The organism is Streptomyces sp. NPDC029466, assembly GCF_055574515.1.
Window position 1 is genome coordinate 54,313 of record NZ_JBVHZH010000030.1, and the last position, 14,621, is coordinate 68,933.

General features: G+C 72.0%; 13 protein-coding genes. 3 read left to right on the forward strand and 10 right to left on the reverse strand.

Going from position 1 to position 14,621, the window contains the following annotated elements; genetic code table 11:
* Positions 1–112: 112 nt before the first annotated feature.
* The 6 genes from ACZ4XD_RS22660 to ACZ4XD_RS22685 form a co-directional block, all read right to left on the reverse strand.
* Positions 113–394, reverse strand: a complete 282-nt coding sequence (locus ACZ4XD_RS22660; protein WP_006605312.1) for an HU family DNA-binding protein — start codon at positions 392–394, stop codon at positions 113–115.
* 307 nt (positions 395–701) lie between these two features.
* The gene (locus tag ACZ4XD_RS22665) at positions 702–2,135 is read right to left on the reverse strand and encodes an NAD-dependent malic enzyme (RefSeq protein WP_468044717.1); all 1,434 of its coding nucleotides are present in this window, start codon (positions 2,133–2,135) and stop codon (positions 702–704) included.
* 441 nt (positions 2,136–2,576) lie between these two features.
* Positions 2,577–5,183 (reverse strand): HelD family protein, encoded by a 2,607-nt coding sequence (locus tag ACZ4XD_RS22670; protein WP_468044719.1) that lies wholly within the window; start codon positions 5,181–5,183, stop codon positions 2,577–2,579.
* A gap of 226 nt (positions 5,184–5,409) precedes the next feature.
* Positions 5,410–6,150: an anti-sigma factor family protein gene (locus ACZ4XD_RS22675; protein WP_468044721.1), complete on the reverse strand. Its 741-nt coding sequence runs from the start codon at positions 6,148–6,150 to the stop codon at positions 5,410–5,412.
* Complete coding sequence (locus ACZ4XD_RS22680; RefSeq protein WP_468044723.1) at positions 6,147–6,686, reverse strand: sigma-70 family RNA polymerase sigma factor; 540 nt, start codon at positions 6,684–6,686, stop codon at positions 6,147–6,149. Before ACZ4XD_RS22680 ends, ACZ4XD_RS22675 begins: the two co-directional genes overlap by 4 nt.
* A gap of 100 nt (positions 6,687–6,786) precedes the next feature.
* The gene (locus tag ACZ4XD_RS22685) at positions 6,787–7,452 is read right to left on the reverse strand and encodes a CGNR zinc finger domain-containing protein (protein ID WP_468044725.1); all 666 of its coding nucleotides are present in this window, start codon (positions 7,450–7,452) and stop codon (positions 6,787–6,789) included.
* Between the two features lie 261 nt (positions 7,453–7,713).
* Here ACZ4XD_RS22685 and ACZ4XD_RS22690 point away from each other — a divergent pair, with 261 nt between their 5' ends.
* Entirely contained in the window at positions 7,714–8,490 is a 777-nt protein-coding gene (locus ACZ4XD_RS22690) for a class I SAM-dependent methyltransferase (protein ID WP_468044727.1), read from the forward strand.
* Positions 8,491–8,557: 67 nt separating this feature from the next.
* Here ACZ4XD_RS22690 and ACZ4XD_RS22695 read toward each other — a convergent pair whose 3' ends face one another.
* Complete coding sequence (locus ACZ4XD_RS22695; protein WP_468044729.1) at positions 8,558–9,754, reverse strand: uroporphyrinogen-III synthase; 1,197 nt, start codon at positions 9,752–9,754, stop codon at positions 8,558–8,560.
* Positions 9,755–10,009: 255 nt separating this feature from the next.
* A complete protein-coding gene (locus ACZ4XD_RS22700; protein ID WP_468044731.1) occupies positions 10,010–11,455 on the reverse strand; it encodes a nitrate/nitrite transporter in 1,446 nt (481 codons plus the stop codon).
* A gap of 272 nt (positions 11,456–11,727) precedes the next feature.
* Here ACZ4XD_RS22700 and ACZ4XD_RS22705 point away from each other — a divergent pair, with 272 nt between their 5' ends.
* On the forward strand, positions 11,728–12,555 hold the full coding sequence (locus tag ACZ4XD_RS22705) for a helix-turn-helix domain-containing protein (protein WP_468044733.1): 828 nt from the start codon (positions 11,728–11,730) through the stop codon (positions 12,553–12,555).
* The gene (locus tag ACZ4XD_RS22710; RefSeq protein ID WP_468044735.1) at positions 12,552–12,884 is read left to right on the forward strand and encodes a DUF397 domain-containing protein; all 333 of its coding nucleotides are present in this window, start codon (positions 12,552–12,554) and stop codon (positions 12,882–12,884) included. The genes ACZ4XD_RS22705 and ACZ4XD_RS22710 overlap by 4 nt, the downstream gene beginning before the upstream one ends.
* Before the next feature lie 6 nt (positions 12,885–12,890).
* On the opposite strand, the gene ACZ4XD_RS22715 is transcribed toward ACZ4XD_RS22710, so the two are convergent.
* On the reverse strand, positions 12,891–13,433 hold the full coding sequence (locus tag ACZ4XD_RS22715; protein WP_468044737.1) for a DUF4232 domain-containing protein: 543 nt from the start codon (positions 13,431–13,433) through the stop codon (positions 12,891–12,893).
* A gap of 116 nt (positions 13,434–13,549) precedes the next feature.
* A complete protein-coding gene (locus tag ACZ4XD_RS22720) occupies positions 13,550–14,527 on the reverse strand; it encodes a LysR family transcriptional regulator (RefSeq protein WP_468044739.1) in 978 nt (325 codons plus the stop codon).
* Positions 14,528–14,621 lie beyond the last annotated feature (94 nt).

Sequence of the window (14,621 nt, forward strand, 5' to 3'; positions counted from 1 at the left end):
GGCCCATCGCCCGCGCCCGTACGGCCCCGGACCGCTCCTGCGGGCGCCCCGGGCACACGAAAGGCGGCCACCCCAAAAGGGATGGCCGCCCTGTCATGCCGTGCTGAGGGTCTTACTTACCCTTGGCGGCTTCCTTGAGCTTGGAGCCCGCGGAGACCTTCACGCTGTAGCCGGCCGGGATCTGGATCGGGTCGCCGGTCTGCGGGTTGCGCGCGGTGCGAGCGGCACGGTGGGTGCGCTCGAAGGTCAGGAAGCCGGGGATGGTGACCTTCTCGTCGCCCTTGGCGACGACCTCGCCGGTCACCTCGGCGAGGGCGGCCAGAACGGCGTCGGCGTCCTTGCGGGTCACCTCGGCGCGATCGGCCAGAGCGGCCACCAGCTCACTGCGGTTCATGTTTGTACTCCCGTGTTCTTCTTGCCAATGAGGCGTGAGATCGAAGCCGATGCTGCCAGGGTCCTCGGACAGTCCCCGGACCCGGGTCTGGTGCCAGACCCTCGCGCCCGATTACGCATCCTGCCCCCACCTGCGGCGGTAAAGCCAATCCGGCACCCAGGAGGGTCACACGAAAAGCGCCACTGCCTCGTTAGTGGTGACGCTCCGTATCATTCCCGCTCCGGGCCGGCCCCACAGGGCGGCGGTCGCTTGCTGCCCGCCACCCTATGGGGGCCCCAACGACGGCGTGTCCAGCGACGCGCCGTACTCAGACCGCCGTGGTGGCCGTCACAGCCGGGTCACCGCTCTTCGCGGCCTCCCGGACCGCACCGGCCACCGCGCCCGCGACCTTCTCGTTGAAGACGCTGGGGATGATGTAGTTCGGGTTGACCTCGTCCTCCAGGACGACGTCCGCGAGGGCTCCGGCCGCGGCCAGCATCATCTCGGTGTTCACCGTACGGGAGTGGGCGTCCAGGAGGCCGCGGAAGACTCCGGGGAACACCAGGACGTTGTTGATCTGGTTGGGGAAGTCGGAGCGGCCGGTGGCCACCACGGCGGCGGTCTGCCGGGCGATGGCGGGGTCGACCTCGGGGTCCGGGTTGGCGAGTGCGAACACGATCGCGCCTTCGGCCATCTTCGCGACATCCTCGCCGCCCAGGACGTTGGGCGCGGAGACGCCGATGAAGACGTCCGCGCCGACCACGGCCTCCTTGAGGGTGCCGGTGACGCCCTCGGGGTTGGTGTTGTCGGCGATCCAGCGCAGCGGCGAGTCCGGGTCGGCGTCGACCAGGTCCGTACGGCCGGCGTGCACCACACCGTGGATGTCGGCGACGACGGCGTGCCGGACACCGGCCGCGATCAGCAGCTTGAGGATGGCGGTACCGGCCGCGCCGGCGCCGGACATCACGACCCGGACGTCCTCGGTCTTCTTGCCGACGACGCGCAGCGCGTTGGTGAGCGCGGCGAGCACCACGATGGCGGTGCCGTGCTGGTCGTCGTGGAAGACCGGGATGTCCAGGGCCTCGCGCAGCCGCGCCTCGATCTCGAAGCAGCGGGGGGCGGAGATGTCCTCCAGGTTGATGCCCGCGAAGCCGGGGGCGATGGCCTTGACGATCTCCACGATGGCGTCGGTGTCCTGGGTGTCCAGGCACAGCGGCCAGGCGTCGATGCCGGCGAAGCGCTTGAAGAGGGCCGCCTTGCCCTCCATGACGGGCAGGGCGGCCTTGGGGCCGATGTTGCCGAGGCCGAGGACGGCGGAGCCGTCGGTGACCACCGCGACGCTGTTGCGTTTGATGGTCAGGCGGCGGGCGTCCTCGGGGTTGTCGGCGATGGCCTGGCAGACGCGGGCGACACCCGGGGTGTAGATCATCGAGAGGTCGTCACGGTTACGGATGGGGTGCTTCGACGACATCTCGATCTTGCCGCCGAGGTGCATCAGGAACGTACGGTCGGAGACCTTGCCGAGCGAGACGCCCTCGATGGTGCGCAGCTGCTGGACGATCTCGTCGGCGTGGGCCGTGGAGGTCGCCGCGATGGTGACGTCGATCCGGAGCTTCTCGTGGCCGGATGCCGTGACGTCGAGGCCGGTCACCGAGCCTCCGTGGGACTCGACGGCCGTGGTGAGCTGGGAGACCGCGGTTCCGCTCGCGGGCACCTCCAGCCGGACCGTCATCGAGTAGGAGACGCTGGGCGCCGTTGCCATGGCCGACTTCCTCTGCTTTCACCGTGTGGCTGGATTTGCCGTCCGATCGTCGCACCTACCGCGGAGTACGCGGTAGCCGCCCGGCATTGAGAACGTTTTGTTCGCGGACGGCGGCTAGTTCGGAAAACGACTTCCACCATACGAGAGATTGCGTCCGCAGTAAAAGACCACAGCAAAGAGGCCCACGTCACGGGGTGACGTGGGCCTCTCGAACGTTAACGGCACCGACCCGCCATGCTCGCCTCGCGGCAAGTGGTCGCTCGTAGCGACGATGGTTGGGCCCGGGGGCTTGGATCGAGCCGGTGCCGTCACCCAGGCTAACAAACCATCCCCGGAAGCGAATCCCGTCCCGCGGGGCCGATTTCAAGACCCCTCGGACGGCGGCGCGCACGCCCGGCGCAGGCCGCCGAACGGGTGCCGGCCCGGCGCCGGGCGGCCGGCTCAGTCCCGCAGCAGGTCGGGCACTCCGGCCGCGTCCGGTTCGTCCCGTTCGGCCGACAGTACGGTCAGCTGCTGGGTGGCCCGGGTCAGCGCCACATACAGGACCCGCAGTCCGGCCGGGGACTCATCGGCGATCTCGGCCGGTGAGACCACCAGCGTCGCGTCGTACTCCAGCCCCTTGGCCTCCAGGGAGCCCAGCGCCACCACCCGGTCGCCGAGCGGGGCCAGCCAACGGCGGGCCTGCGCACGGCGGTTCATGGCCACCACGACGCCGACCGTGCCGTCCACCTCGCCCAGCAGCCGCTCGGCCTCGGCCACCGTGGCCTGCGCCAGCGCCGCGTCACCGGCGGACCGGTCCGGGCCCTCCCCGTCCGGGGTGAGCGCGAACCGGGGCTCCAGGCCCGTGGAGCGAACCGCCTTCGGGGACGCCATACCGGGCATCGCCAGCGCCAGCACCCGGGCGGCCAGCTCGGCGATCTCCGCGGGGTTGCGGTAGTTCACGGTGAGCGTGAAGCGGCGGCGCGGGCGGGTGCCGAGCGCCTCGTCGCGGGCGACGGCGGCCTCGTCCGGGTCGGACCAGGAGGACTGCGCGGGGTCGCCGACCACCGTCCAGGTCGCGTGCCGGCCGCGGCGGCCGACCATCCGCCACTGCATCGGCGTGAGGTCCTGTGCCTCGTCGACGATGACATGGGCGTAGTCGGTGCGCTCCTCCTCCAGCCGTTCGCGCCGGCTGCGGCCGCCGCCGTTGCGGTCGGTGTAGGTCGTGAGCTCCTCCAGGCCGGTCAGATGGTCCAGCGGATCGGCCTCCCGTGGCCGGGCCGGGCGCACCGGGGCGCCGAGGACCATCTGGAGTTCGTCCAGCAGGGCGACATCGTGCACCGACAGCGGGCCCTGGCCACCGCGGTCCAACCGCTGGAGGGAACGGGCCAGTTGGCGGACCTCGCGCGAGTTGAGCAGCCGGCGCGCCCAGCGGCCGAGCAGCCGCTCGTCGGCCATGGCGGCCAGTACGCCGCGCGGGGTCAGCTCGGGCCACCAGGCGTCCAGGAACTCCTGGAAGTCGGGCTCCGTGGTGATGTCCTCGTCGAAGCCCTCACGGGCCTCGGCGGCGAGCTCGGGGTCCGTGTAGCGGCGCGCGGCGCCCGACTTGGCCCACAGGGCGTCCAGGATCAGCCGGCGGGCCCGCGGGCGCAGCAGGTTGACCGGTGCGGTGCCGCCGAGCGCGGACTGCCGGATGGCGCGCAGCTCGTCGGCCTCCAGCTCGATCCGGCCGCCGAACGCGACGACGCGGAGGCGGGTGGGCGGGCCCGCGTCGGGCGCGGCCGGGCCGGGGCGCGGGCCGCGGGTGCGTCTGCGGCGGCTGCCGTTGGCGGCCGCGTCCCGGTCCGTCTCGTTCCCGGCCGTCCCGTTCCCGGCCGTCCCGATGAGGTCGTCAAGGGACAGTTGGGCGTCCCCGTCCACGGCCCCGGCCCCGTCTCCGGCCCCGTCGCCTGCCGTGGCACCGGTCCCGTTCCCGTTCGCCGCCGTCGTGGTGACTGCCGGGCCGGTGGGCCGCGCGCCCGGCGCCGTCAGCTCCAGGGCGCCCCGGGCCGCCTTGCGCAGCAGCTTCTGCATCCGCGAGGAGCCCTTGATACGGGCCACCGCGGGCGGGTCGTACGCGGTGGCCTCGGCGCCCTCCACCAGCGAGCCGAGTGCCCGGATGGCGACCTGGCCCTCCTCGCCCAGCGACGGAAGTACGCCTTCGGTGTAGGCGACCAGCAGCGGCGTCGGGGAGACGATCAGGATGCCGCCCGCGTAGCGGCGGCGGTCCTGGTAGAGGAGGTAGGCGGCGCGGTGCAGGGCGACCGCGGTCTTGCCCGTGCCGGGTCCGCCCTCGACCTCGGTGACGGAGGCGGCGGGCGCCCGGATCACCTTGTCCTGCTCGGCCTGGATGGAGGCGACGATGTCCCGCATGGTGTGGCTGCGGGCCCGGCCCAGCGCGGCCATCAGCGCACCGTCACCGATCGCCGGCAGCTCCGCGCCGTTCAGCGTCGCGGTGATCTCCGGGCGCATCAGATCGTCCTCGACGCCGAGGACCTTACGGCCCTTGGAGCGGATCACCCGGCGGCGCACGACCCGGCCGGGGGCGACCGGGGTGGCCCGGTAGAAGGGGGCGGCGGCCGGCGCCCGCCAGTCGATGACCAGCGGGGAGTAGTCCGCGTCGAGGACGCCGAGCCGGCCGATGTGCAGCGTCTCGGCGATGGTGGCGCGGTTGTTCTCGATCGCGCCGTCGGCGGGTTCGACGGAGGTGAAGGCGCCGTCCGGGCCCTTCTTGCCGTCCTTGCCGAGGAGCAGGTCGATGCGGCCGAAGAGGAAGTCCTCGTACTCGGAATTCAGGCGGTGGAGATGGACGCCGGCCTGGAAGACCTGGGCGTCCCGCTCGGCGAGCGCGCCGGGCGTGCCGACCTGGCCGCGCTTGGCGGCGTCGTCCATCAGGAATTCCGCCTCGTGGATCTTCTCCTCAAGGCGCCGGTAGACACGGTCCAGATGCGTCTGTTCGGCCTCGATCTCGCGGTCGCGAACGGAATCCGGGGCGTGCTCCGGTGCGTGCGTGGCGTTGTGCGCGGCCACCCAGGCCCCCTTCTGCTGTGCGTAGGGCAGCCGTCAACCGTACGCGAAGCAGGCACGCTGCGCACCTGGTGAAAGGGACAAAAACGGGCGAGTTTGGTCGGATGTTGACTCGGACGGCTACGTCGGGTGTGCCCGGGCGGGGGTTTCGCCGATCGGCGCCCTGCCGTCATGGACCGGCGCCCCGCACCGTCTCCTGCCGGGGCGCCGGTCCGGGCACCCCGGATTCTCAGGCTTTGATCGTGGCCAGCCGCTTGCCGTCCAGTGTGTTGATCTCGAAGTGGTCGATGTCGCCGCGGTTGAGGGCCGCGCCGCCCGTCGCGTAGAGGGGCTCGCGGTTCCACTTCTCGGCGCCGCCCGGGATGCCGTAGCCGCCCTTGGGGACCGCCCAGGTGGTGATGGTCTGCCGCTTGCCGTCCTTGCCGACGGCGACCAGGTCGCAGCTCTGCGGCCCCTTGACGTTGGCGAGTTCCATGACGACCTGGGTGCCCCAGGGCCGGGCGGCCATGGAGACGCCCGCCGAGACCTTGGTCTCCGGGTCGACGGAGGTGACCTTCTCGCCCGCGGCGTACTGGGCCCGGACGGCGTTCGCCAGCGGCGGTGCCGGCTCCTTGTCGCCGCCGCCCGTGAGGGAGACGGCGGCGAGCGGCCCGCCGACGATCAGCACGACGGCCGCGGCGACCAGGAACAGCCGGCGCCGGCCACGGCTGCGGCGGGTGGCGTCGACCTCGTCGAGCAGCCCGTCCAGCACCCGGCGCCCGGGGACGGCCGTGATCGTCTCCGGGGTGGGGGCGGACTGCTTGAACTCGGCGAGCACCGGCGTCAGGGCCATCAGCTCCTCAAGTTCGGCCGCGCACCGGTCACAGCCGACGAGATGCCGCTCGAACCGGTCCGCGTCGGCGGCGTCCAGGACGCCCAGCACATAGGCGCCGACGTCGCTGTGCCGGTCCGGCTGCGTGGGCGGGATCACTCCGTCACTCCTCGTTCCTCGAGCGAGAGCTTCAGGGAGCGCAGCGCGTAGAACACCCGGGACCGCACGGTTCCGGCCGGCACGCGCAGCACCTCCGCTGCCTCATTGACCGTACGTTCCTTGAAGTACGTCTCGACGAGGGCGTCTCGGTGGGCCTGGCTCAGGTCGCTCAGCGCCTCGGAGATCGTCATCAGGCGCAGCGCCCGGTCGATCACATCGGCGGCGGGCATGGTCTCCAGCGGGGTCGCGTCGACCTCTTGGGGCCGTGCCTTACGGCTGCGGTGCCCGTCGATCACGATCCGCCGTGCGACGGTCACCAGCCAGGGACGGATCGAGCCGGTCGCCCGCTGGAGCTGGTCGGCGTTGCGCCAGGCGCGCACCAGCGTCTCCTGCACCACGTCCTCGGCGCGATGCCGGTCGCCCGCCACCAGCCGCAGGACGAAGGCGAGAAGCGGGCCCGCGTGATCGTCATAGAGGGCTCGCATGAGCTCCTCTTCAGGTGTCGTCCTGTCTGCCACGACGGCATCCTTACGCACTCCAACTCCCGGGTCGATAGCCCAGATCGCCCAAGATCGACGGGGACCCTGCCATGAATCGGACTTGCGGTGAGGAGTACGGACGGGACGGGCGGGGTGTTCAGCGGCCGGCGGAAAATTTTTCCGCGGCGGTGACGGGGTCCGTGACAGGGTCCGTGACGGAGCCCGTGGCGGTGCCCCCGGACTGCTCCCGGCGCACCATCGTCCGCCGCCGGTGCCGCGCCACCCGCTCCCGGTTGCCGCACACTTCGCTGGAGCACCAACGACGGCGCCGGCCCCGCGAGGTGTCCAGGTAGACCAGGGTGCAGCTCTCGCCCTCGCACTGCCGCAGCTGCCCGCGCGCCACCGCGTCGGTGAGCAGCCCGATCGCGTCCCGGGCCACCGCGGCCAGCAGTCCGGCGCATGCGGGCGGGCCGGTGAGGGCGCGGGTCAGGGTGCCGTCGGCGGCGCGTACCGCGCTGGGGGCGGGCGGCTGCCCGGCGGCGGCCACGGCGTTGAGCAGCGCCAGATCGGCCGCGCCCGCCCCGCCCCGCAGCTCGTCGTGCACCACCCGGACCAGCAGCTCCCGCAGGGCGCGGAAGTGGCCGAGCCAGCCGCCGTCGACGCCGTCCAGCGGGGTGCCGTGCGGCACCAGACCCGCGCCGGTCAGCCAGGCCCGCAACTGGTCCGGGCCGGTGAGGCGTTCGGCGGCGGTGCCGTCGGCGGTGGCCGCCAGGTCCAGGCAGAGCCGCCCGCAGTCGAACCGCAGATCGCAAGGCACCGCCATGTTCCTGTCACTCCTTAGGGACCGGACGTGTGTGCTCCCAGAGTGCCCGGCCCGCGGTCCGGCCGGAACCCTCCGGAGGCGCCCACTCCGCGCACCCGCGCCACGTAGGCACCGCCAGTAGACTCTGGGTGTATACACTTGATGTATAGTCCGCGGCACGCGCTCCGCAGGCCGTCGGCACCGGTCCGCCGCATGCTGGGGGCGTGTCCCGCTCCACCTGCCCGGCCCCCGTACCTCAGCCCCTCCAGGACGAAGGTCTCCATGTCGCGCAAGTCCCTGCTCACGAACCGCGCCGGCCTCACCCACAAGGTCGGCTACGCGCTCCGCCACCCGGCCCGGATCACCCCGTACGTCAAACGCACCGCCCGTGACACCTGGCTGCGCCTCAAACACCCCGACCACGTGGCGTACTACCGGGCGGTGATGGCCTCCGACACCGGCCGCAACCCGGAGGCCGCGGTCGGCAGCCGCAGCCATGAGCGCTGGCTGGCGCTGGGCGAGATGCAGTTCGACTATCTGGCCGAGCACGGTCTGAAGCCCGACCACCGGATGCTGGACATCGGCTGCGGCAATCTGCGCGCCGGCTGGCGCTTCATCGCCTACCTGGACACCGGCAACTACTACGGCATCGACATCTCGCCGGACATCCTGATCTCCGCGAAGCAGACCCTGACCACCTACGAACTCCAGGACAAGCTGCCGCACTTGACGATCACGCAGGACCTGAAGCTGGACTTCCTGCCGTCCGCGCACTTCGACGTCGTCCACGCGCACAGCGTCTTCTCGCACTCACCGCTCGATGTCATCGACGAGTGCCTCGCCCATGTCGGCCGGATCCTGGCACCCGGCGGCTTCTTCGACTTCACCTTCGACCGCACCGAGGGCGCCGAACACCAGGTGCTGCGCGAGGACTTCTACTACCGGACCGAGACCCTGCTGCGGCTGGCCCGCAAGCACGGCCTTCAGGCGCGCTTCATGGACGACTGGGAGAAGCGCCCGCACGGCCAGTCCAAGATCCGCGTCAGCAACCCGGCATAGGGCGGGGCTTTACGCCGGGCGGCCCCGCCTCCGGGCCGACCCCGCCTCAGGGCCGGCCCCGCCGGCCCTACTCCCCGCCGTACTTGTCCGTGTCCGCATGCGGGTCCAACGACAGCCGGTAGCCCCGCTTGACGACCGTCTGGATCAGCTTGGGGGCACCCAGTGCCACCCGCAGCCGGGCCATCGCGGTCTCCACCGCATGCTCGTCCCGGCCCGCACCCGGCAACGCCCGCAGCAGGTCGGCACGGGAGACCACCCAGCCGGGACGGCGGGCCAGCGCACGCAGCAGCCCCATGCCGGCCGGCGGCACCGGCCGCAGCACACCGTCCAGCACCACGGCGTGCCCCCGGATCTCCAGCCGCCGCCCGGCCACCGGCAACGGCCGTACCCGGCCCGGCAGTTCCCGGCACAGCAGCTGCACCAGCGGCCCCAGCCGGAAGCGCTCCGGCTGGAGGGTGGGCACGTCCTCCGCCTCCAGCGGCAGCGCGGTCACCGGCCCCACGCACACCGTCAGCACGTCCCGCCGCAGCGCCGCCAGCACCTCCTCGCGGATTCCCCGCTCCGCGGCCCGGCGCAGCAGCGACGCGGCGGCCGGCGCGCTGGTGAAGGTCACCGCGTCCAGCCCGCGCCCGGTCACCGCGTCCAGCAGCCGGTCGACCGGCCCGATGTCCTCCGGCGGCATCCAGCGGTACACCGGGACGCCGACGACCTCGGCGCCGTCCGCCCGCAGCGCCTCCACGAACCCCGGCAGCGGCTCCCCGTGCAGCTGGAGGGCCACCCGGCGCCCGGCGACGCCCTCCGCCAGCAGCCGGTCCAGCACCTCGGCCATCGACTCGGAGGCCGGTGACCACTTCTCGGTCAGCCCGGCGGCCCGGATGGCGCCCCGCACCTTGGGCCCGCGCGCCAGCAGCTCCACCCCGGCCAGCCGGTCCAGCAGCGCCTCGCCCAGGCCCCAGCCCTCCGCGGCCTCGATCCAGCCGCGGAAACCGATCGCCGTAGTGGCGACGACGATGTCCGGTGCGTGGTCGATCAGATCCCGGGTCACCGCCAGCAGCTCGGTGTCATCGGGCAGCGGGACGATCCGCAGGGCGGGCGCGTGCAGCACCTGGGCGCCGCGGCGTTCCAGCAGCGCGCCCAGCTCCTCCGCCCGCCGGGCCGCGGTCACCCCGACGGTGAACCCCTCCAGCGGCCGGACGGCCGGTTCGGTACCCGTTTCCGGCGCCGTCCGCGCCGGCTCGCTGTGCTCCTGCTGCTGCTCGTACATGGTCGTCCCGCTCCGCCCAGAGAGGTGTGGTGCCTCGTGCTTCCCGTCCCGCCGCGGCTCGGGCGGCACGGAGTGCCAAGACGCCAGCGTGCCAACAGCACGTGACAGCCCCGGTCCTCCCATATTTCCCCGGGGTTACGACGCTCCGCACGCCCGGCCCGTACGACCGGGCGGATACGGGGGCGAATACGGGACGGGCGCGGGGCGGGCGCGACGCCCCCCGGAGCCCGCCGCGCCCGCCCCTCCCCCGCCGGCTCACACCTCCGCGTACACCGCGGGCCGCCCCTCGTCCGCCGGTGCCGCCTCCGCCGCGCCCGCCGTCCGCGCGGTACGCCGCGCACGGGCCGCCGGGCGCAGGTATACGGTCCAGGTCACCGCGCCGCACACCACATAGCAGCCGAGGAACGACACGAAGGCCGGGGTGCCCGACCCCGCCACCAGGAACGACTGGCGAAAGGCGAGGTTGATGGCCAGCCCGCCGAGCGCGCCCACCGCCCCGATCAGCCCCATCGCCGCCCCGGACAGCCGCCGCCCGTACGCCGCGGCCTCCTCCCCCACCAGCCCGCGCCGCAGCGCCTGGGCCTGGAAGATCCCCGGGATCATCTTGTACGTGGAGCCGTTGCCGAGCCCGGTCAGCACGAACAGCGCGATGAACCCGACGAGGAACACGGCCAGCGACCGCACCGTCGACGCGTAGATGACGACCCCGGTGGCCAGGCCCATCGCCGCGAAGTTCCCCAGCGTGATCCGGGCGCCGCCGAACCGGTCCGCCAGCCGCCCGCCGACCGGCCGGATCAGCGACCCCAGCAGTGGCCCGATGAAGGTCAGCGACGCCGCCTGGAGGGGCGTACGCGCGAACTGGTTCTGCAGCACCAGGCCGAAGGCGAAGCTGTAGCCGATGAACGATCCGAAGGTGCCGAGGTACAGCAGCGACATCACCCAGGTGTGCGGCTCCCGAGCGGCGTCGAGGGCCGCCCCGGTGTCGTTCGTGACCGGCGCGAGGTTGTCCATGAACAGCGCCGCGCACACTGCCGCGACCACGATCAGCGGCACATAAACGGCCAGCACGATCCGCGGATGCGCGGCCCCCGCGGTGCCGATCACCAGCAGCCCCAGCAGCTGGATCACCGGCACCCCGATGTTCCCGCCCCCGGCGTTCATCCCCAGCGCCCACCCCTTCTTCCGCAGCGGATAGAAGGAGTTGATGTTGGTCATCGACGAGGCGAAGTTCCCGCCGCCGACCCCCGCCAGCGCCGCGACCAGCAGGAACGTCGTGTACGAGGTGCCCGGCTCCAGCACCACCGCCGCCGCCGAGGTCGGCACCAGCAGCAGCACGGCGCTGATCACCGTCCAGTTGCGCCCCCCGAACCGCGCCACCGCGAAGGTGTACGGCACCCGCAGCACCCCGCCCACCACCGTCGGCATCGCCACCAGGAAGAACTTCTCGGCCGGCGCGATCCCGTACTCGGGCCCCATGAACAGCACCATCACCGACCACAGGCTCCAGATCGAGAACCCGATGTGCTCGGACAGCACCGAGAACACCAGATTCCGCCGCGCGATCCGCTCCCCCGTCTCCCGCCAGAAGCCCTCGTCCTCCGGGTCCCAGCGCTCGATCCAGCGGCCGCCCCGCCTCTGCCGAACCGCGCCACCACCGCCGTCAGGGCTCTCGTTACGGGTCTCTGCTGCCGCGGCCGTCATCGCGCCTCCCAAGGGGTCGGGTCCTGCACACCGACGCTAGGGAGGGCGGGTTTCCGTGCCGTGCCGCCCGGTGACACGTACGAAACCTTGCGCTCACGGGGTGTGGCGGGGGCGGGTGAGGCGGGCCCGGCCGCCTGGGCGGGGGTGATCTGCGCATTCCCCGGCGGCGGTCGCGCTGCGTAACTATGCTGCCGCGCCATGCGGACCCGTACTCCTGGTGAGTACGGGCGCACACACGGTCACCGGAGCCCGACCAGGGGGAGTGGAAGGCCATGCAGACCCGAAAGAAGCCGAAGAACCGGCACTCCGCAGCCATGGAAGTCATCGGCGCGCAACTGGCGATGTTCCGCGTCAAGGCCGGACTCACCCAGCGCGCCCTCGGCGAACGGACCTCCGTCGCCGAGGAGACCATCGCCTCCATCGAGCAGGGCAGGCGGGCTCTGATGCCTCACCTGGCACGGGAGCTCGATCAACTCCTGGGGACGGGAGGGGCGTTGGCGACGGGGGTGGAGAACCTGCCGGCGAAGGAGAAGTACCCGATCTGGGCGGAGGAGTTCATTGCTTATGAGAAGCAGGCGGTTGCGCTCAGTTGGTACGAGAACCAAGTACTCCCCGGATTGCTTCAAACCGAGGAGTACGCCCGCGCCACCTTCCGCAGCAAGATCCCGCTGCTCGACGAGGAGACGGTGGAACGCCGGGTCGCGGGACGGCTGGAGCGCCAGCAGATCCTCCACAAGGCCAAGCCCGTCGTCACCAGCTTCGTCTTCTCGGAGGCCATCGTGGCGAGCAACCTCGGAGGGCGGGAGGTCATGCGGGCCCAGATTTCCCACCTGCGCACCTGCGCGGACCTCGACGGGGTCTCGATGCAGATCCTGCCGCTGAGCCGCGAGCATCACGCCGGTCTAGCCGGTCCGTTCGTGGTGCTGGAAACCCCCGATCATCAGCACCTGGCCTATACCGAGGCGCAGCGCAGCAGTCTGCTGTTTTCGGACCCGGATGAGGTCAGCATCCTCGCTCAGAAATATGGAATGCTGCGAATGCAGGCCCTCAACGCCGAAGAGACCACGGGTCTGTTGGACCGGCTACTAGGAGAGCAATGACCGACCTGATGTGGTTCAAGTCCAGCTACAGCAGTGAGCAAGGCGGCAACTGCCTCGAAGTGGCTTACGAGTGGCGCAAGTCCAGCTACAGCAGCGACGAAGGCGGCGCCTGTCTGGAAGTGGCCTACGACTGGCACAAGTCCACCCACAGCGGCGACGAAGGCGGCGCCTGCCTAGAGGTAGCCGCCCACCCCGCCACCGTCCACGTCCGCGACTCGAAGGACCCCGAGGGCCCGCACCTCAACGTCTCGCCGGGTACCTGGGCCGCCTTCACCTCGTTCGCGGCACGTATCTCCACCGCCACCGCCGCCGCCCCAACGGCCCCGTAAACAGCCCTACTCGGCCGCCTCCCGCGGCGCGCTCATCCAGATCGTGTCGGCGCAGATATTCATCCGCAGCCGCTTGCCCTTCTCGTCGCGGGCCACGACCGCCTGGCCGTCCGCCTTGTCGTACGGCGCGGACACCACGGCGGTGTCATTGGTGACGGCCACGGGCTCGTTCAGCAGCGAGCCCTTGGGGCAGTCCCGGTAGCGCAGCCCGGCCGTGACCTTGGCGCCGCGCCGCAGGTCTATCGGCAGGGCCCGGCCGTGCCCGCGGGCGTCGGACTGGGGCCCCTTGCCGAGGTGGACCGCGAAGGCCGGGAAGCCGCGGAACACACACGGGTCGGTGCCCTTGTTGACGACGGACAGCCGGGCCTCGCGCTGCGCGGCGTGCGGCTTCTTCTTGAGGACGGTGACCTTCCAGCCGAGGCCCTTCGTCGTGCAGTTGGCGTGCAGTGCCGCCATCCGCGGGGAGCCGCAGCCGGTCAGGGCCAGGCCCGCCGTGACGGTTAAGGTCAGCGCGGCCGCGGCCGCCGCGAGAAGTGAACGCCGTCGCACGGCCGCTCCTCCTGTTCGTTCCACGGACGATTCCCTGCCGTTAAGGAAAGGTTTTCCCGCCCCTACGGTTGCCTGTGCGTGGCTACTTTCTGCCGTACGTGGCACAGCGCCGGTCGTCACCCGTCTACCCCCATCGCCCGCGCATCCGCCTCCGGGAGCCACCATGCAGCGGCCGCGGGCGGCACCAGCCAGGCGTGCCGCCCACCCAGGTCCCGTACGGCCGTCCGCAGCGCGTCCAGCCCCGGATGCCGCAGGCCGCGCCGCCACACCATCGACACCGGCGACAGCGGTACGGGGTCGACGAGCGGCCGCAGCACCATCCCCGGCACCTCCATGAACTCCACACTCGCCAGCACCGACCACCCCCGCTTGCGCACCACCCGGACGAACTCCTGCGAGCCCTCGATCTCCGGGAACGGTGCTGCCATCGCGATCCCGCGCCCGGCGAAGAGCCGCTCGGCCAGATCGGTCCACTCCACGGTCCGCGGGTTCCCGGCGGCGGCGTAGAGCGTCTCGCCGGCCAGTTCCGCGAGGGGGACGGCGGGCCGGGCGGCCAGCGGATGGTCGTCGCGCAGCAGGACCGCCATCGGCTCCAGCCGGACCGGCTGGTGGTCGAGTCCGGCGCGTATGTCGGCGGGCAGCGCAGCGTACCGGCCGAAGGAGACATCGAGCCGCCCGGCCGCCATCTCGGCCGCCGCCCCCGTCAGCCCGCTGTGGAAGCGGGCGACCAGCTCACAGTCGTCCGGCAGCCGGCCCCTGGCCGCCTCCAGCACCGCGTGGGCGGTACCGATCGGCACGCTCACATCGACCAGCAGCGGCCGCTCGGGCGCGGAGCGGAACGCGGCGGCCAGCTCGTCCTGCGCGGTCAACACCCGCCGCGCGTAGGGCAGCAGCCGCTCCCCGTCCGCCGTCAGCGCGACCCGGCGGGTGCTCCGCACGAACAGCGTGGCGCCCAACTCCCGCTCCAGGCGCCGGATATCGCGGCTCAGCGCCTGCTGGGCGACGTACAGCCGGGCGGCGGCCCGGGTGAAGTGCAGCTCCTCGGCGACGGCGGTGAACGCGCGCAGCAGTCGCGGATCGATGTCGTACGGCATCGGGCCATCCTGGCAGGATCACTGCCCGGCATCCCCCGGCACCCCATTCACAACCCAGTCGCGTAAATGGGCGCTGACCAGGTGTTGGACGGGC